The 18,618-nt window shown below is 59.4% G+C and carries 15 protein-coding genes and 2 riboswitches; of the genes, 5 read left to right on the forward strand and 10 right to left on the reverse strand.

The features are described 5' to 3' along the window. Window positions 1-265: 265 nt before the first annotated feature. Window positions 266-1,225 (forward strand): integron integrase, encoded by a 960-nt coding sequence (locus G7W63_RS02690; RefSeq protein WP_166252794.1) that lies wholly within the window; start codon window positions 266-268, stop codon window positions 1,223-1,225. Window positions 1,226-1,236: 11 nt separating this feature from the next. Here the strand turns inward: G7W63_RS02690 and G7W63_RS02695 are convergent, their stop codons facing one another. Both G7W63_RS02695 and G7W63_RS02700 read right to left on the reverse strand, forming a co-directional pair. Further along, window positions 1,237-1,440, reverse strand: coding sequence for a hypothetical protein (locus G7W63_RS02695; RefSeq protein WP_166252797.1), 204 nt, complete (start codon window positions 1,438-1,440; stop codon window positions 1,237-1,239). A 168-nt stretch (window positions 1,441-1,608) separates the two neighbouring features. Continuing rightward, window positions 1,609-2,505, reverse strand: a complete 897-nt coding sequence (locus G7W63_RS02700; protein WP_166252800.1) for a DMT family transporter — start codon at window positions 2,503-2,505, stop codon at window positions 1,609-1,611. 182 nt (window positions 2,506-2,687) lie between these two features. Here G7W63_RS02700 and yghU point away from each other — a divergent pair, with 182 nt between their 5' ends. Further along, entirely contained in the window at window positions 2,688-3,566 is an 879-nt protein-coding gene (gene yghU / locus G7W63_RS02705) for a glutathione-dependent disulfide-bond oxidoreductase (protein WP_166252803.1), read from the forward strand. Between the two features lie 54 nt (window positions 3,567-3,620). Here the strand turns inward: yghU and G7W63_RS02710 are convergent, their stop codons facing one another. The 3 genes from G7W63_RS02710 to G7W63_RS02720 all read right to left on the reverse strand — a co-directional run bounded on the left by G7W63_RS02710 (window position 3,621) and on the right by G7W63_RS02720 (window position 8,689). Continuing rightward, a complete protein-coding gene (locus tag G7W63_RS02710) occupies window positions 3,621-4,190 on the reverse strand; it encodes a CPBP family glutamic-type intramembrane protease (protein ID WP_166252805.1) in 570 nt (189 codons plus the stop codon). 233 nt (window positions 4,191-4,423) lie between these two features. Then, a complete protein-coding gene (locus tag G7W63_RS02715; RefSeq protein WP_166252810.1) occupies window positions 4,424-5,485 on the reverse strand; it encodes a ribonucleotide-diphosphate reductase subunit beta in 1,062 nt (353 codons plus the stop codon). A gap of 420 nt (window positions 5,486-5,905) precedes the next feature. Next, window positions 5,906-8,689, reverse strand: a complete 2,784-nt coding sequence (locus tag G7W63_RS02720; protein ID WP_166252813.1) for a ribonucleoside-diphosphate reductase subunit alpha — start codon at window positions 8,687-8,689, stop codon at window positions 5,906-5,908. A gap of 167 nt (window positions 8,690-8,856) precedes the next feature. Then, window positions 8,857-9,053, reverse strand: a riboswitch (cobalamin riboswitch). 180 nt (window positions 9,054-9,233) lie between these two features. On the opposite strand from G7W63_RS02720, the gene G7W63_RS02725 reads away from it, so the two are divergent. After that, a complete protein-coding gene (locus G7W63_RS02725; protein WP_166252816.1) occupies window positions 9,234-9,959 on the forward strand; it encodes a DUF3047 domain-containing protein in 726 nt (241 codons plus the stop codon). Window positions 9,960-9,986: 27 nt separating this feature from the next. On the opposite strand, the gene G7W63_RS02730 is transcribed toward G7W63_RS02725, so the two are convergent. Continuing rightward, entirely contained in the window at window positions 9,987-10,820 is an 834-nt protein-coding gene (locus tag G7W63_RS02730) for a substrate-binding periplasmic protein (RefSeq protein WP_166252819.1), read from the reverse strand. 204 nt (window positions 10,821-11,024) lie between these two features. On the opposite strand from G7W63_RS02730, the gene G7W63_RS02735 reads away from it, so the two are divergent. Both G7W63_RS02735 and G7W63_RS02740 read left to right on the forward strand, forming a co-directional pair. Then, entirely contained in the window at window positions 11,025-11,936 is a 912-nt protein-coding gene (locus G7W63_RS02735; protein WP_166252824.1) for an esterase/lipase family protein, read from the forward strand. Then, window positions 11,933-12,229 carry a hypothetical protein gene (locus G7W63_RS02740; RefSeq protein ID WP_166252827.1) on the forward strand — a complete coding sequence of 99 codons (297 nt, stop codon included), beginning with the start codon at window positions 11,933-11,935 and terminating at the stop codon, window positions 12,227-12,229. The genes G7W63_RS02735 and G7W63_RS02740 overlap by 4 nt, the downstream gene beginning before the upstream one ends. On the opposite strand, the gene nhaB is transcribed toward G7W63_RS02740, so the two are convergent. From nhaB to glmS, 4 genes are all read right to left on the reverse strand, one after another. After that, window positions 12,222-13,727: a sodium/proton antiporter NhaB gene (gene nhaB, locus G7W63_RS02745; protein WP_166252830.1), complete on the reverse strand. Its 1,506-nt coding sequence runs from the start codon at window positions 13,725-13,727 to the stop codon at window positions 12,222-12,224. The two genes, G7W63_RS02740 and nhaB, sit on opposite strands and share 8 nt — an antisense overlap. A 676-nt stretch (window positions 13,728-14,403) precedes the next feature. Continuing rightward, window positions 14,404-15,675, reverse strand: a complete 1,272-nt coding sequence (locus G7W63_RS02750; RefSeq protein ID WP_166252833.1) for a D-amino acid dehydrogenase — start codon at window positions 15,673-15,675, stop codon at window positions 14,404-14,406. Window positions 15,676-15,837: 162 nt separating this feature from the next. Further along, window positions 15,838-15,935, reverse strand: a riboswitch (glycine riboswitch). 141 nt (window positions 15,936-16,076) lie between these two features. Then, complete coding sequence (locus G7W63_RS02755; RefSeq protein ID WP_166252836.1) at window positions 16,077-16,541, reverse strand: hypothetical protein; 465 nt, start codon at window positions 16,539-16,541, stop codon at window positions 16,077-16,079. A 217-nt stretch (window positions 16,542-16,758) separates the two neighbouring features. Then, a complete protein-coding gene (gene glmS / locus G7W63_RS02760) occupies window positions 16,759-18,591 on the reverse strand; it encodes a glutamine--fructose-6-phosphate transaminase (isomerizing) (RefSeq protein ID WP_166252839.1) in 1,833 nt (610 codons plus the stop codon). Window positions 18,592-18,618: the final 27 nt, after the last annotated feature.

Here is an 18,618-nt window from a genome sequence, read left to right on the forward strand (position 1 = left end):
TCACCTGATCTCGCGGGAAATCCCCCGGTCCGCTCGCTACCGCGAAGCGGTTTAGTTCAACAGCAACTAGATAGACCGCACCAATATTGCAAAAACGCGACCGTTTCGTTATTGCGTTTTTGGCACTCCATATCGGGCAGCCTAAGAATTGGAAAAACAAAAGCTTAGCCCACCGCTAACATGAATTCCATGTAATCATTTGACATCTGTGATCCACGCCCTGAATAATACTGTATGCATATACAGCATTGGCAGGAGCCACATTATGGAAGGGAAGCAACCGCGCTTGCGGGATCAGGTTCGCGCTGTTATCCGGGTGAATCACTACAGTATTCGAACGGAGAAGAGCTACTGGTATTGGATTCGCTATTTCATCCGTTTTCATAAGATGAAGCACCCGCAGGAACTGGGCCCGGGTGAAGTGAATGAATTCCTTACCTGGCTGGCGGTTCACCGAAATGTTGCTGCGTCCACCCAGGCCCAGGCTCTCAACGCTTTGGTCTTTTTGTACGATAAAGTGCTGGGCATGCCGCTTGGTGAGCTAGGTACCGTTACTCGCACCAGGAAACCTCGCAAGTTACCGGTGGTGTTAACCCATGAGGAGGCCATGAGGATTATTGACCGGCTCAGCCCGCCGAATAAGCTGATTGCATCCCTGCTTTACGGCGCCGGGTTAAGGGTTACTGAGGCCTGTCGACTGCGCGTGAAAGATGTGGATTTCAGCCTGCAAGTCATAACGGTTCGTGATGGAAAGGGTGCAAAAGACCGAACTACTCTTTTGCCTGGTACTTTGGTCAGCCCGTTACAGGACCACGTAGCCTCCCTCACACAAGCCTGGAAGCATAACAATGAAGCCTTTGTTCACCCGGTAAGTCTGCCCTATGCATTGGCGCGCAAATATCCCCGTGCCGGGCACTCCCTGGAGTGGCAATGGCTGTTCTCCTCGCCTGCTCTAACCACAGACTACCTGGGCAATGTCACCCGCCATCACCGCCACGTTTCATCGGTTCAGCGTGCGGTCCGCCAGGCAGTCGGGGAGGCGGGGGTAGGCAAACCCGCGGGTTGTCATACCTTCCGACACACCTTTGCTACAGAACTTCTTAGGCGAGGCACCGATATCCGTACGGTTCAGGACCTACTTGGCCATTCAGACCTGAGAACCACCCAGGTGTACACTCATGTGCTGGGCCAGGGCTTCGCGGGTGTTCGCAGCCCCCTGGGTTAAACCAGCCCGCCTCAACGAACAAACTTCGGCACAAACAGCAGAATCACGCCCAGAGTTAACAACGGAAGGGTTGCAGTTGTCAGGTACGGCAGCACGAGCAGTCCCAGGCCTGTATAGAGCCATACCCGTTTGCCGGGGCGGCGGCCATAGACCAGGTAGGCGATACCGATTGAGCCGAAAACCAGTGCCAGGAGCAGGGGCGTTGTCTCTGCCATGTGGTATACCTTCGGTTGTAGGTGGCTCAGCCGGAAGCCGGTTCGCCGCAGTGCTTTGCTGAAATAATAGGCAGAGGTCACCGATTTTCACAGGCACGAGCTATCACTTCTGCAGGGAAGCAGGCTGTTTTCCTGCGGTTTGAGGTTAGGTTTGGGCTTGCAGAAGAACTAACGGGCCGGGCCGGAGGCTGCGGGGACGCCAGCAGGCGCCTTCCGAAATAGCACGTAATTGCCCAGCAGGGCCAGGGCGGCACCTGCGATGGCTGTGCCGCTCCACAAGAAGCCTTCCAGCCAGGTCGAGACGCTGAGCGCGACCACGGGGAACAGCACCGTGGCATAGCCTGCCTTGTCGGCGCCCAGGGTGCGGATGACGGTGATGTAGCTGTAAAAGGCAATGATGGAGCCCGGAATTGCCAGGAACAGGGCGGCGCCCCAGAACACGCTGCTGTCGGGTACGGCCCAGCTGACGCCACTTACCAGGCACCATAGCCCCAGAAACACCGCGCCGTAGAACATGGCCCAGGCGTTGCCCGCCAGCAGGGGGATGTCGGCGGTGCGAACTTTCAGGCTGACCAGGTTACCCAGGGAAAACCAGAAGGTGCCGGCGGCGGCGAACAGCATGCCAGCGGCGGAGGCATTGCCGATCTGCAGATCGTGCCAGAACAGCAGGGTGACGCCGCTGATGCCCAGCAGTACCGCGGGGTAGATCCGGGGGCTGGGCCGGATGCCCATAAACAGGCGGCCGTTGAAGGCGTTGAACAACGCCGCCAACGAGAACACCACCGCCAGCAGGCCACTGGTCATATGTTCTGCCGCCCGGTAGATGAGCAGGAAGTTGACGCTGTAGAGGGTCAGCCCCTGCAGGATCAGCCAGCGATGCTGCCCCGGGCTGAAGCGGGGCAGCCGCCGCAATAACGCCAGGCCGCCCAGCGCCACCAGCGAGGCCAGAACAAAACGGTAGAATACCGAGATGTCCACCGGAGCCACTTCCACCTGCAGCCGAATGGCCGTCCAGGTCAGGCCCCAGATCAGCACGGTCAGGGCATAGTGGACACTGATGGGCATGGCGCTCACTCCGCAAACACAGGAAAAGGGGAATGAGAGCATAGTCGAAATCCGGAGCCCGCGCCGGGCCTTGCCAAAGCTGGTGGTCAGCAGTGGCCTGGTTCTGGTAGAACAGGGGGCAGGATGTGGCCCACCGCAATGGCGGTTGAACCACTGCGAACCAACTCAGCAAAGGTGCATACATGAGCGAATCAGAAGGCTATACCCCACCCCGAGTCTGGACCTGGGACCAGGAAAGCGGCGGGCGGTTCGCCAAGATCAACCGGCCGATTGCAGGCCCCACCCATGACAAGGAACTGCCGGTCGGCAAGCACCCGTTTCAGCTCTATTCGCTCGCCACGCCCAACGGCGTCAAGGCCACCATCATGCTGGAAGAGCTCCTGGCCATGGGCCATAAGGAGGCGGAGTACGATGCCTGGCTGATCGACATCTCCGAGGGCAACCAATTCTCCAGCGGCTTTGTGAAGATCAACCCCAATTCCAAGATTCCAGCGATGGTGGACCACAGCACCGATACCCCCACCCGGGTGTTCGAATCCGGCTCCATTCTGCTGTACCTGGCGGAAAAATTCGGTGCGCTGCTGCCAACAGAACACCACAAGCGCACCGAAGCCATGAACTGGCTGTTCTGGCAGATGGGAAGTGCGCCCTTCCTCGGCGGCGGCTTCGGGCATTTCTACGCCTATGCACCGGAAAAGATGGAATACCCCATCAACCGCTTCGCCATGGAGGTCAAACGCCAGCTGGACGTGCTCAACCGTCATCTTGCGGACAACGAGTACATGGCCGGCGACGAATACTCCATCGCCGATGTGGCGATCTACCCCTGGTACGGCGCCCTGGTGAAAGGCGTGCTCTATGAAGCCGCCGAGTTCCTGTCCGTGCACGAGTACACCCATGTGGTCCGCTGGGCCGAACAGGTGCTTGAACGCCCTGCTGTTCGTCGAGGCCAGATGGTCAATCGCGCCTGGGGCGAGCCTGCCCGGCAATTGCATGAGCGTCACGATGCTGATGATTTCAATACCCAGACCCAGGACAAGATCGGGGAGAGCCCGGAGTAATCCTACATCATGCATGAGGTAGCGGTGAGCGGTGGGGCTCCATGGAGCCACTGCTTACCGGTTGCCGGTGAGCCCGAGACCATCCAGCACTGTGTTGTGTCCGCCAAACAGAAAAACCCAGACCACCACCGTCATCCAGTGGATCAGGATTGGCCCCCAAAGTGATTTTGAGACGGCATAATTGTGACCGCAGGTGATGCCGAGCAGGGTCACAATGGCAAGAAAGGCCGGGGCCAGGAACAAACGGCGCTCTTGGGTCTCTGTCATCAGGGCAGTCAGAGGGTGCCAGAGCACATACAGAACCGTGCTCCCGGCAATGGCCAGGCCTGTCCAGAACAGACCGGATTCCCGGATCTGCCGGGGAATCAGCAGCCCGCGAAACAACCCTTCCTCCAGCAGCGAAGGGAAAACCAGCAGAGCCAGCAGCATCACCGGCGCCCAGGCCGTCAGCATCGGCTCCCAGCGCAGAAGCCCGCTGCCAAGACCGATGGCAAGGGCAACCGCAGCGTAAGCTGGCAACAGCACCCACGCCCGGGCGGAGGCCTGGAACGGCGAGGTCAGAAGCCCCGCCGCCAGGTTCCGGCGCAGATAGGCCCTAAAGCCCGATAATAGGCTGGCTGACATGCCTGTTCCCCTGCCCGGGCCACAGCCGGGCCTTCATGACTTCTGCCTGTGCTCGGCCATGAAGTGGTCATTCTCGTCATGCTCTTTTCGGAGTCGGTCCCATGCGGTAGTCCCTGCCATGAGAATCTCCCTGTTCAGTCGGGTTGGTTTCCGATGCAGCCTCGGCTACTTGTCAGGCCGCAAGTCCACCTTAACGCGACAAAACAGGAAAATCTGCCCTTGGATTGGGGAGCTCACCACTCCAGCTGTGCCCCGGTCTGGTACTCGATGACCCGGGTCTCGAAGAAGTTCTTTTCCTTCCTCATGGTGGCCTGCTCGTCCAGCCAGGGTGATACATTCTTTGCCCCCGGGAAGGGCTCCTCCATGCCGACGGTCCGGGCCCTGCGGTTGGCCACGAAACGAAACTGTTCGGTGTGGTATTCCGCCGAATAGCCCAGGATGGGGTCCCGCAGAATATAGCCAGCGTAGGCCTTTTCGGCGGCTTCGGCTTCTTCCCACATGGTCTGCACCGCCCTTGGGTCGAGGGTGATGTTTTCCTCTTCCAGAATCTGGTTTACCACCTTGAGGCCGAAGGAGAAGTGCATGGCTTCGTCCCGCAGGATGTACTGCAGCTGTTCGCCGGTGCCCCGCATCAGGCCTCGGCGCTGCAGGGCGAAGATCGGGCTGAAACCGTTGTAGAACCAGGTGCCTTCAAACACCGCCGCGAAGAACAGGTAGGACATCACGAATTCCTGCAGGTCATCGGCGTTACGCAGGTTCATGCCCGGGCGCATGGCCGCGTCCAGGCGGCGGTTGGCCAGCTGGATCTTGCCATTGATTTCCGGCACCACCCGGTAGCGGTTGTAGATTTCGCTCTGGTCGAGGTTGAGGGTTTCAATGCAGTGCTGATAGGCCCAGGTGTGCATGGCTTCCTCGTACACCTGGCGGGCCTGGTAGATCTGCAGCTCGGGGGCGCTCATCTTCTCCATCACCGCCAGCCCGATGTTGCGCATGGCCAGGATGTCCGAGGTGGTCAGGTAAGCCAGCACGTTTTCATAGACGTGTTTTTCCGGGGCGGTCAGCCGGTGGTGGTAGTCGTGGATGTCCTGGGCCATGTTCACGTCCAGGGGCGTCCAGTGGTTCTTGTTGGCGTTCATGAAGTACTCCCAGGCCCAGGGGTACTTGAACGGCGCCAGCTGGTTGATATCCGTGGTGCCGTTGACCACGCGCTTGTCGTCCACGTTTACCGGACGGGGCGCCTGGTTCTCTGCAGGTTCGGCCTGTTGGCTCTGGGGTTCGTCGTCGAAATTGAGCATTGTTGGGTCCTTTAATTTTTTGGTTGAGCTTTTTGTCCAGCCTGCTGACGTAGGTGGAGGAACCGAAGTGGGTACATTTTCCGGGACACGCCACGCAAGTACTTCCCTGTAGGGCTCGGCTGTGGCCATCCCTGGCCACAGACGGTCCCGGAAAATGTACCCACTCCGCTTCCTAGGGCTGCGGAGCTATCGCCTCCTGAAAAACCTGCTTCAGTGATTTTCTGAACGTTTTTCGCGGCAAACACCTCTCAAGCCTGCAGCGCCGGGCGGTGATGCCCTGTTCAGGACCGCCTGCAGCCAGGGATGGCTGCAGCCGAGCCCTACAGGGACGTATTCACGGGCGTGTCCTGAACAGGGCATCACCGCCCGGCACACCCGGGAACCTAAAGCCAGGAACAGGCCGCGGAGTACAAAACCGTCCTACTGGCAGGCCTCACAGTCAGGCTCATCAATGGAACACACCTGCGGTGCAGGTGCCGCCACGGGCACGGATTTTTCCGCTCCGGTCGCCCCCAGTGACCGCAGGTAATAGGTGGTTTTCAGCCCCCGCTCCCAGGCCAGCTGGTACAGGGCATCCAGCTTCTTGCCACTGGCTTCGGCCATGTACAGGTTCAGGCTCTGGGCCTGGTCGAGCCATTTCTGACGCCGGGCGGCGGCCTCCACCAGCCAGCGGGAGTCGATCTCGAAAGCAGTGGCATAGCGGGCCTTGATGTCGGCGGGTACACGGTCGATCTGCTGCACCGAGCCGTCGAAGTACTTGAGGTCGTTCACCATTACGTTGTCCCACAGGCCCAGGGCTTTGAGGTCCCGGACCAGGGCCGGGTTGACCACCGTGAACTCGCCGGAGAGGTTCGATTTGACGAATAGGTTCTGGTACGCCGGCTCTATGGACTGGGACACACCCACAATATTGGAGATGGTCGCGGTCGGGGCGATGGCCATCAGGTTGGAGTTGCGCATGCCGTGGGCCCGGACCAGCTCGCGGATGGGCGTCCAGTCGAGGCGGGCGTCGGTATTCAGGGTCAGGTCGCCGTCTTTGCGGGCGGCCTGGAGGTTGGCGATGGAATCGATGGGCAGTATGCCCTGGCTCCACAGCGAGCCGTCATAGCTCGGGTAGGCGCCCCGCTCGGCCGCCAGCCGGGCGGACGCGGCGATGGCGAGGTAGCTGATCTGCTCCATGGTGACGTCCGCAAACTCCACAGCCTCGGCGCTGGCGTAGGGCAGCTTCAGCTTGTACAGGGCGTCCTGGAAGCCCATCAGACCGAGGCCCACGGGCCGGTGGCGCAGGTTGGACTCACGGGCCTGGGGAACGGCGTAGTAATTGATGTCGATGACGTTATCGAGCATGCGCACGGCGGTGTTGATCGTGTCTTGCAGCCGGCTGACGTCCAGCTCGCCGTTGTGTATGTGGGCCGCCAGGTTGATGGAACCCAGGTTGCACACGGCGATTTCCTCCGAGCTGGTGTTCAGGGTGATTTCCGTACACAGGTTGGACGAATGCACCACGCCCTGGTGCTGTTGGGGCGAACGCAGGTTGCTCGGGTCCTTGAAGGTGATCCAGGGGTGGCCGGTCTCGAACAGCACGGTCAGCATCTTGCGCCACAGCTGCTTGGCAGGCACGGTCTTGAACAGACTGATCTCGCCCCGGGCGGCCATGGCCTCATAGGTTTCATAGCGGGCGCGGAACTCGTTGCCATAGAGATCATGAAGGTCGGGCACGTCGTTCGGGGAGAACAGGGTCCAGTCACGGTCGTTGCGCATGCGCTCCATGAGCAGGTCCGGCACCCAGTTGGCGGTGTTCATGTCGTGGGTGCGGCGGCGCTCGTCGCCGGTGTTCTTACGCAGCTCCAGGAATTCTTCAATGTCCAGGTGCCAGCTTTCCAAGTAGGCACAGACCGCGCCCTTGCGCTTGCCGCCCTGGTTGACCGCCACGGCGGTGTCGTTCACCACTTTCAGGAAGGGCACCACGCCCTGGCTCTTGCCATTGGTGCCTTTGATGTGGGCGCCCATGGCCCGCACCGGGGTCCAGTCATTACCCAGGCCGCCGGCCCATTTCGACAGCAGCGCGTTGTCCCGTACCGAGCCATAGATGCTGCCGAGATCATCCGCCACCGTGGTGAGGTAGCAGGAGGACAGCTGGGAATGCCGGGTACCGCTGTTGAACAGGGTGGGCGTGGACGACATGTAATCGAACGACGACAGCAGGTTATAGAACTCTACTGCACGGGCGTTGGGGTCGTCTTCGCCCAGGGCGAGACCCATGGCCACCCGCATGAAGAAGACCTGGGGCAGCTCCAGCCGGTGGCCGTTCCAATGGATGAAATAGCGGTCATACAGAGTCTGCAGGCCCAGGAAGCCGAACTGCAGGTCCTGCTCTGGCTTCAAGGCCTCGCCCAGGTGGGCCAGGTCAAATTCTGCCAGTGCCGGGTCCAGCAGTTCATGACCAATGCCGGTTTCGATATAGCTGGCCAAGGCTTGTGGGTAAAGCTCTGCCAGGGGCTGGTGCAGGGGCAACCCAAGCGCCAGGCTGGCCTCCAGTTTCAGTTGCTCAAGCAGCAGGCGGGCGGTAACGGCGCTGTAGTCCGGCTCCCGCTCGATCCGGCCCCGGGCGGTCATGATCAGTGCCGAGAGCACATCCTTTTCGGGAATGCCGTCATAAAGATTGCGCAGGGTGTCATCCACCAGGGTGTCGGGGTCGACGCCGTCCAGGTTGGCACAGGCCTGCTCGACCTGGTATTTCATCAGGCCCAGGTCCAGGGGCACGATCTGGCCGCCGGTTTCGGTCACCGTCAGAGTGGGGTGGGATTCCAGCGGTGCCAGCCGGGCCCGCTCCTGGGCGTGGGCCTCCCGGTAGAGCACGTAAGCCCGGGCCACCTTGTGTTCTTCCGCCCGCATCAGGGCCAGCTCCACCTGATCCTGCAGGTCTTCGATGTGGATCTTGCCACCGGCGTTCAGCCGCCGGCTTACCGCCTGCACCACCTGGGCCGTGACCTGCGCCACGCTGTGATGAATACGGGCGGAGCCTTCGGACTGCTCCCCTTCCACCGCCAGGAAGGCCTTGGTGACGGCAACACTGATCTTGGACGGGTTGAAACCCACCAGGGTACCGCTGCGCTTGATCACCTGCAGGGCAGATGTCTGGCTTGGGGAGTGAGGCTGTGAGGGGGAAGCGGAAGAAAGCGCTGCTGAAGCGGCGACGGACATCGGGTGTTCTCCTGAATACGCGTTAGGTTTCAAGCCTTCGCGTACGCAGGACGGATCGGTAGCGCAGAGCCAAAACAGCACGGCCACCCAACCGTTTGCTGCTCACCTTGAGGGCCCGGGGGCGCCATACGCGAAGGTGCAGTCGCACTGTTCCGCCAAAACGGCGTTCGAACAGCACCTCCCTGGCAGGTCTTCGGACTCAGGAGCATGGGCTTTTGCCCGGCCTTGCGTAACGACTTCCCGGCCTGAACCAGTGTCTCTTGTTACGCTCGTTCTCCAATACCGCTGCGCGTCAGTTCCGGATTCTCACCGGATTCCCGATACCTTTCTGTAGCGTCACCCAATCAGGGAACCACTACATTTGGTACCTAACCAAGGATGAACGCACTATATAGGGCAAATCACTCCGTCACAACACTTGCGGGAAAACTTTGGCCCTGGCTTTTGACGGGCTTTTTCCGGTCTCCATGTTACGCTCGTTACTGCCGTACAAGGCTTCAAAGAAGGCGCCTGTTTCCATCCGTTTCTATTGGACGTTTACCCTATGACTGGCTTCACTACTCGCTTCCTTCCATTACTTTGCTCACTGCTCGTTATAGCAGGCCCCGCGCAGGGGGAGGTCATACCCCAGTTTTCGGCTATTGATGACCTCAACGATGGCTGGGAAGCGCTGGAGTTTCCGGAAATCGAGCGCCACAGCAGCTATGAGCTGGTGACAGAGGATGGGGTTCAGGTGGTGAAAGCCCGGACCGATGACAGCGCCTCCGGCCTGATCACCATGATTCGGGTAGAGCCAGCTGAGCGCCCGGTGCTCAGCTGGCGCTGGAAAGTGAGCGGGGTCTACGAGCGTGGCAGTGCCCTGCGCAAGAACGGCGATGACTACCCGGCCCGCATCTACGTGGCGTTCGAGTTTGAGCCTGACAAGGCGGGCTGGTTTGAGCGCATGAAGCGCAAGGCGGTCTCCGCCCTGTTTGATGCCGAGCTACCCGGCAAATCCCTCAACTATATCTGGGCAAACCGGCTTGAGGTGGGAGACATCGTTCAGAACCCGTTCAGCGAGGCCACCCAGATGATCGCGGTTAACTCGGGTAATGAAAAGGCCGGCACCTGGGTCTCCGTGGAGCGCAACATAGTCGAGGATTACCGGGCAGCCTTCGGGGAGGAGCCACCGGCCATTGTGGGCATTGGCATCATGTCTGACTCGGACAACACCGGAGCGTCGGCAACCGCCTGGTATGGCGACATTAACCTGCGGCCAGCGCAAAACTGAAGGGCGGCGTCAGTGCTGGCCTGTGCGCTAGTCGGTTAGATCGATCGGGTAACCCGGGAGGGTATCGACAGGGGGGAAGTTAATGTTATGAATGACTTCCCCCCGTTCCACCAGCCGCCAGTAGGCGGTATCGAAATCAGCTTTCACATGATGCACATCCGGCTGCTTGAGGGAAAACAGCCAGGATCCATAGCGCTTACGGACGGGCGTCTGGGTCAGTCCGGAATGTTCGGAGTCGCCTTTCAACACCTCCTCAACGGGCGGCTTGTAATCCAGCAGGTAATCCCCCCGCCCGCGCCTGAGCATATTGATGGCCGCGCCATGACTGGGGGCCTCCGTTAGCCTGATGCTGGGATCTTCACGCAGGACATCGATCAAACCACCATAACTGTAGCCGGCTATGAGTATCAGCACTTTGTTCTGGAAGTCACTGAATTGCGCCGGCGGTGGCGTACTCTGGCGCGACCAGGCACTGAGCTGGACCTGGATGGGCTTGATCGAACTCTCGACTATCGAACCCTGCAGCAAATGAATGTTCGTCAGGCCCGGAAACATGTCCACGGCGCCACGCTGCAGGTAAAAGTAAACCCGACTGATGGGTACATAGATGAAACGCAACCCGTACCCGGCCTCGTCAGCAACCTTTCGGGTGAGGTCGATAAACTCACCTGCCGGGTCCCCGTTCTCATCCCGGTACTCAAATGGAGGGAATTCGACATAGCCCACCTTCAGCACCCTTTTGGACTCTTCCGAGCCCAGAACAGCACCGGCCCAGAATGAAACCAGAAGTAACAGAATCAAGGTTTTGAACGGGATCAAAATCGCTGCCAGCCGGTGTTTAGTCAGTGTTAATGTTGTCATTATCAACCAATGCCAGAAAACCCTACCTTACAATCAGGGTAACAGAGTTGTGACAGAATGCATTGCACACAATAACCAGGGCCATACAGTTTAGGAACGCTCGTAGCGCGGTATTGGTTCCCATGCCGGGAACGAACTTACCCGCAGCCAATTGTTTGTAATAAATACGGGCTACACTGATGAAAGGACTCGACAGGTAACGTTATGAATACGATCCCCAGGCACCCCGTACGTTGGCAGGACCACGCCTCTGCCATTCTCAGTGGCTTTCTTGGCGACTGGCTTGAACATCGGGCCAATCCTCTTGCGGTCGAGCTTCAGATGATGTTCGAGGGCCAGCCCCTAGATCCCGCTCAGCCGCAACTTGCCCAGCCGAGACGTACCCTGGTACTGATGGTACACGGATTGACCGAGCTGGAATCGATCTGGGATTACCCGGGCCAACCAGGGGTCAATTATGGCTCGGAACTGGCGGAAGTTTTGGGGGCCACGCCCCTTGGCCTGCGCTACAACTCGGGCCGGCCGATTTATCGCAATGGCGAGGATCTGGCCGAAGCCCTGGAAACCCTGGTCGCCGAATGGCCGGTGCCGGTCGAAAACCTGATCCTCATTGGCCACAGCATGGGTGGGCTGCTGATCCGCAGTGCCTGCCAGGCGGGGCTTGGTTCAGGCCATACTTGGACCGGACTGGTGGAGAGCTGCGTCTACCTGGGCGCGCCCCACGAAGGCTCCTGGTTGGCAAAGGCGGCCCACGGCGCAGCCGGCTTCATGCACAAAGTTCCCCGGGACTACCTGAAGGTCATTGGCGAGGTACTGGATGTCCGCAGTGCCGGTATTCGCAACCTGTCCAGGGGTGATATTCTTGAAGAAAGCGGTGCCCTGGCTCCTCTGCTCCCCAACGCCAGGCATTTTGCCATCTCCGGGTTACTGGCCCGCCAGCATGGCAATCCGGTGAACGTTCTGTTTGGTGATGCCCTGGTGCAGGAAGGTAGCGCCCGAGGTGCCAACCAGGCGGATTGGGAGCTGACGGACTACGCCTGTTTCCCTGGCATCGACCACATACGCCTGACTCATCACCCCAAAGTGTACGAAAAACTGAAGGAATGGCTTGAATGAAGAGTAACGGCCCGATTCAAACACTGGAAGATAACCGGACCGCCAGCCTCAAATGGTGGTTGGGGGCGGCGGACATCGTCGCCGTCGGCGTGGCTGAAGGCGCTTCCCGCATTGGTCGGGCTCACATTGCCATTGCCGACGAGAGCTTTAATATACTGGCGCGCTTTGAGGTTACCCGTCCGGTCAGTGAGTCTGTCCGGGTCGTTCACCACGGCATATCACGGCTGTGCTATGGCTCGGTAGGCCTGGCGGCACGGGCAGCCCAGAGGGCAACCGGCCACAAGCCTAGATAAAGTTCACCACGCACCACAGTCCCACCGAACCCATCACCACCGTGTATGGCAGCGCCATGAAGACCATGCGGCCATAAGACAACCGAACCAGCGGAGCAATCGCCGAGGTCAGCAGGAACAGGAACGCCGCCTGGCCGTTGGGTGTGGCGACACTGGGCAGGTTGGTGCCGGTGTTAATGGCAATCGCAAGCCGCTCGAAATGCGCCTGATCAATAGTGCCTGCATCCAGCGCCTGTTTGATTTCGCTGATATAGACCGTCGCCACAAACACGTTATCGCTGATCATCGAGAGCACACCGTTGGCGATAAAGAACATGCCAGGCTGCTGATCGATGGGCAATGACAGTACCAGGTTGATGATCGGGGTAAACAGGTGCTGCTCGTGAATAACCGCAACAATGGCAAAGAACACCACCAGCAACGAGGTAAACGGCAGGGCTTCCTGGAAAGCCTTGCCGATCTGGTGTTCGTCGGTAATGCCGGTAAATGAAGTGATAAGGATGATTACCAGCAGGCCGATCATGCCTACTTCTGCCAGATGAAGGGCCAGCCCCACAACCAGCACTACGGCGGCCATGGCCTGAATCCAGAGAGCGGCCTGGTCCGCCGGTGTACGTTTCTTGCGCTCGTTGTCGGCAAACTCTTCCAGCACCCGTCTGACCTTTCTGGGTAGTCGCGTGCCATAACCGAACCAGCGCAGTTTCTCGAGCAGCCAGCAGGTGGTGAGACCGGCTACCAGAACGGGCAGGCTCACCGGCAGCATGTGGGTAAAGAAGGTTGCGAAATCCCAGCCCGCGACTTTGGCAATTAGGAGGTTCTGGGGCTCGCCGACCATGGTGGCAACCCCGCCCAGGGCCGTGCCCACCGCCCCATGCATCAGTAGGCTTCGCAGGAAGGACCGGAAATTATGCAGGTCACTGCGATGCAGCTCGACCACTTCCTGGTCGCTGTTGGCGTTGTGATCCGTGTGGTGGTGCCCCTTGCCGGAGGCCACCTTGTGGTAGACCGAATAAAAACCAACGGCGACACTGATGATGACCGCAGTCACTGTCAGGGCATCAAGAAAGGCCGACAGCAGCGCCGCGGCTGCGCAGAATAGCAGGGACAGCGCCGATTTCGACCGGACCCCCACCAGAATCTGGGTGAAGGTCACCAGCAGCAGTTCCTTCATGAAATAAATACCCGCCACCATGAACAGCAGCAGCATGATCACCGGCAGGTTGGTCAGTACTTCATGGTAGACGGCGTCCGGCGTGGTCATACCGATCAGCAGGGCCTCGATGGCAATCAGACCGCCGGGCTGGAGCGGGTAGCACTTGAGCGCCATGGCTAGGGTGAAAATGAACTCGCCGACCAGCAGCCAGCCCGTGAACACAGGCCCGAACAGCCAGAGCAGAATCGGATTCGCTAACAGAAACAGCAGGATAACCTGCTTGTACCAGTTGGGGGAATTGCCAAGGAAATTGTGGGTAAAGCCGGACAACACGCTAGTGGGCATTACAGCATTCTTCTGAGTGAACGGGCGGACAACAGTGTGTGGCAACGGGCCCGAATCTTCCTTGATATTTGTGTACCTGTTTATGCTTCAAAGGTAACGGGTGAGTGCAGAGTCGGTCTTACACACAACAAGGAGGGGTGAACCGAGGACCACGCCATGAGGCTGCAGGATATTACTGAAAAACAGTGTAAGGAGCGACCAAAATTAGTCGGTGTCGGAAGGGTTTACAGGGAGGGTTCACTTACACAGGTTATAATATAACATTCGTCAGCGGGTCACTTCCGCATTTTCGTGTAATGCGTGGTCGCCGAGCAACTGGCCCTGCGCATGGCGGATCTGGAGCCCGACCAGGCCGTAGCCATCCGGGGCCGGTATATTCCGTGTCGGGTTGCCGGCCCGGTGGCTGTCTGACGATTCAGGCCTGCCAGTACGGGTTCTGCCGGCCCCGGGGAGCGGTGTTTGCGGACCTTGCCATCTCCCTCAGCCAGGCCGGCCTGTCCTGTTTCAATGGCCATGCGCTCCCGACCAGCCGGTAAGTCAGTCGGCCCACTCTTCACTACGACATACCTAGTTTTTGCTATGGCCCCGGTCGCCCCTGGCAGCACGGCAGCATTGCCCGGATCGGCCATCACCATGGCCTGGTTATTAGACTACGATCGTCCCGGCGACCCTGCCCTCAAGGAGCCTCGCTGGCAGTAGATTCTGAGCTGACTTTGTTGACGGTTTGGCTGGCCGACCCGGTTACCACGGCATCAGCCACCAACTCAGCAGTAATCGCCGACAGGGTCCAGCCCAGATGACCATGGCCGGTGTTATAGAACACCGTGGGCAGGCGTCCGGGTCCTACTCTTGGCATCATGTTGGGCAACATCGGACGCAATCCCGCCCAGGGCACGACGCGGCGTGTGCACACCCCGGGGAAACACTGCTCGACCCAGCGGGTAAGCGGCCGGATGCGGTCATCCCGGATATCGCGGTTGTAGCCGCTGAACTCTGCTGTGCCAGCGATCCGGAAACGGTCGTCCCCCAATCGGCTGGTCACGATCTTGGTGGCATCGTCCAGCAGGCTGACCGTGGGGGCCGCCTCCCGGGAGGCGTCGTCATCCAGCTGCACGGTGATGGAATAGCCCTTGACCGGGTAGATGTTAACCCGATCTCCCAGTTTCGTCGCCAGCGCCCGGCTGCCCACGCCGGCACAAACCACCACGCCGTCGAAGGTGTCACGGGTTTGCTGTTCACCGTCGTGGGCGGTTATCCAGGCATGGCTATCGTCGGCGCTGAGCTCGGTCACAGAGTGGCCGTAGCAGGTCTTGACCCCCAAGCGTATCATCGCGTCTGCCAGGCCATTGGTAAATTTGTGAATGTCACCGGTGGAGTCGCTCTCGGTAAAGAAGCCGCCGTAATAGGTGCCGGCCAGCGTGGGCTCGATGGTGCGCATCTCTTCGGGTGTCACCGGCCGGCGTTCAAGTCCTCCGGCGGCCAGAAGTCTTGAGACCCTGGCGGCGTGGTCGAAACCGGCCTTATCCCGATAGATATGCAGGATGCCCTGCTTCTTCAGATCAAAATCAATGCCTTCCTCTTGCGCCCAGGCAAACAGGTAGTCGCGGGCGGCGATGGCCAGTCGGGCTGTTTCGGTGGTGTTTTTCTCATACTGGGGAATGGCTGCGATAAACTCGGCAAACCAGCTTAGCTTATGCCAGGAGGGCTTGGGGTTGACCAGAAGGGGCGCATCACGGCGGAACATCCACTTCATACCCTTCATTACGGTCTGCCAGTTGTTCCAGACCTCGGCGTTGGAGGCTGACAACTGACCACCGTTGGCAAAGGAGGTTTCCATTGCCGCGTAACGGTGTTTCTCATAAACGGTGACATCCAGGCCCCGCTTGGCCAGGGTGTAGGCGGTGGTAATACCGGTGATGCCGCCACCAATAACTGCGATGCGCTTCATAGAGCTCTCCAGGGCGTCCAGGGTTACCTTTCTGCGCAAAATGGCAGAAAGCACCCCTTCCGTCTCTGGACCTGAGAGATTCACGCGCCACCTCAACGGAGACAGCCGCTTGCTCCTTCGGTGTGCCAACTGACGCAGCGGTCGGCAGCTCTTCGGAAAGTCTTCATGTCAGCGGTCCTTTTGCCTGAGAGTTTCCGGGGCAGTTGCTCCTTCGGCGCCGATCGCAGGGCATGCGATACAGTCTCTCCCGATGACATGTCTGGTCTGCAAGGAAACCAGCCTTCAGCAAACAATAGCAAAGATCGCTTGTTTTCGACACCGACCCCGGAACACTAAACGAGACCCAAGGGGGCAATGTCTGATAGATACCGAATGCAGCTTTACCCCGATCACCTGAAGGGTCAGTGAAGTACCCTGACACAGGCCCAACCTCCCCGTGCTGCAGGTAGCGAAGGCCAGTTCAGATAGTGCTCGAAAAACCCGTGCTGGTGAGAGCCGTCCAGCAAAGCGCTTATACATTGCTCCAGAACAGGTTGCTCCCTGGCGCAGGAGGACTCGGCTGCCTGCAAAGAGGCCAGTGCCTGAAATATCACCCGCTCTGTTCCGGTGCGATCTCCCATGTCCGCCAGCACCCGTGAAACCAGAATGGCAGCCAGGGTAAGCTCAACGTGCATGCAAAGCTTTTCATTTTCTCCGGGGAGGCAGGCGAGATCGAAGGCACTGCCAGCCAGGGAGATAACGTCGCGCCACTGCCCCTGCTCACAGCTGGCGTAGGCGTTTTCCATCCAGAACTGCCAGAGATCTTTCCGCTCTTCCAGGGGAAGCTCACTAAATTGCTTGCGATGAGTGGGGCACAGGAATTCCATGGACGCTCTCCTTGTTGGTTGCTCAAATGATAGTAATTATCATTTGCGTTAAAAACAAGGAAAAGCGATTCCGGAAAACGGCGGAGCGTGACCTCGTTACCGGTTCATGGCAAAAAGAACGCCCCCTGCCAGACTATAAGCAGAGGGCTTCTTGAGCATTGTCATGGAGCGGGGCGCAAACGGCCCGCATAAATCCTGTTACCGTTGCTGGGTAGCGTTACTCCACCGTCACACTCTTGGCCAGGTTTCGGGGCTGGTCCACATCCGTGCCCTTGAGCACCGCAACATGGTACGAAAGCAGCTGCAGCGGAATCGTATACACGATGGGCGCTGTCACGGGATGCACCTCAGCAATGTGTACAACGTGCACGCCTTCTTCGTTTTTCAATGCCGACTGGCCATCGGCAAACACAAAGAGCTGGCCACCCCGGGCCCGGACTTCCTCCAGGTTGGACTTTAGCTTCTCGAGCATGTCGTTGTTTGGCGCGACGGTGACCACCGGCATTTCGCTGTCTACCAGGGCCAGCGGCCCATGCTTGAGCTCACCCGCCGGGTAGGCCTCGGCGTGTATGTAGGAAATTTCCTTCAGCTTCAACGCGCCTTCCAGCGCGACCGGGAACAGAGTGCCGCGGCCCAGGAACAGGCTGTGGTGCTTGTCCATGAACTCACGGCTGAGCTCCGCGATTTCTTTATCCAGGGCCAGGGCTGCTGATACCTGCCCGGGCAGCAGGCGCATGGCGGTTACCAGCTCGGCTTCCCGCTCGCTGGACAGGCCGTTATGACGGGCAAGGGCAATGGAGAACAGCAACAGAGCGGTCAATTGGGTGGTGAACGCCTTGGTGGAGGCCACCCCGATCTCCGGTCCTGCCTGGGTCATGATAACAAGGTCGGATTCCCTCACCAGGGAGCTGCCGGCCACGTTACAGATCGCAAGGGCGGCCCGGAAACCGGCTTTTTTGGCCTGGCGCAGCGCCGCCAGGGTGTCAGCAGTCTCACCTGACTGGGAAATGCACAGGAACAGGGTGTCTGGCTGGATCACATGCTTGCGGTAGCGGAACTCGGACGCCACCTCAACCGAACAGGGCACCCCTGCCAGGTCCTCGATCCAGTACCGGGCCACCATGCCGGCGTGGTAGCTGGTGCCGCAGGCAATGATCTGTACGTGCCTTACATTCTCCAGCAGTTTGCCTGCCTCGGTACCCAGGGCCTGTTCCAGCACCCGGGTATCGGTAATTCGGCCTTCCATGGTGGCCTTGATCACCGTCGGCTGCTCGTAGATTTCCTTCAGCATGAAGTGACGGTATTCGCCTTTGTCGGCGGCATCCGCCGCATGTTCAAAGCGTGATGTCGGGCGATCGACGACGTTGTCGTCGCGATCCCATATCGTGATCTTGTCTTTACGGATATCGGCAATATCACCTTCGTCCAGAAACATGAAACGATCGGTGACCGGCAGCAGGGCCAGCTGGTCCGAGGCTATGAAGTTCTCGCCAATACCCACCCCGATTACCAGCGGGCTACCCTCCCGGCACACAATCAGCCTGTCGGGCTCATCCGCATGGACCACGGCAAGGGCATAAGCCCCGCGCAGACGACCGGTGGCCTGTTTTACCGCTGAGGTCAGGTCAGCGGTGGCACGGTAAAGCTGTTCGATGAGATGGGCGACTACCTCGGTGTCGGTCTGGGAGGTGAACTCGAACCCGGCGGACTTCAGTTCGTCCCGAAGCTCCTGGTAGTTCTCGATGATGCCGTTATGAACCAGTGCCAGCCGATCACCTGACATATGGGGATGGGCATTCAGCCGGGAAGGCTCGCCGTGGGTGGCCCAGCGAGTATGGGCGATGCCGACGTGACCCTTGGGCGGGGCTGACTCGATCAGCTCCGCCAGGGCGGCGACCTTTCCCAGCTCCCTGACCCTGTTAACGGTGCCATCCTGGCTCAGAATAGCCATTCCGGCCGAATCGTAGCCCCGGTATTCCAGCCGCCTCAGGCCTTCCAGGAGAATCCCTTGAACATCCCGTTCTGATACTGCACCTACGATCCCGCACATGAGTCTTTCTTCCTGTAATTCGTTAAA

Origin of the sequence: Marinobacter salicampi, from assembly GCF_011074795.1 — a bacterium.
Lineage (GTDB): Bacteria > Pseudomonadota > Gammaproteobacteria > Pseudomonadales > Oleiphilaceae > Marinobacter > Marinobacter salicampi.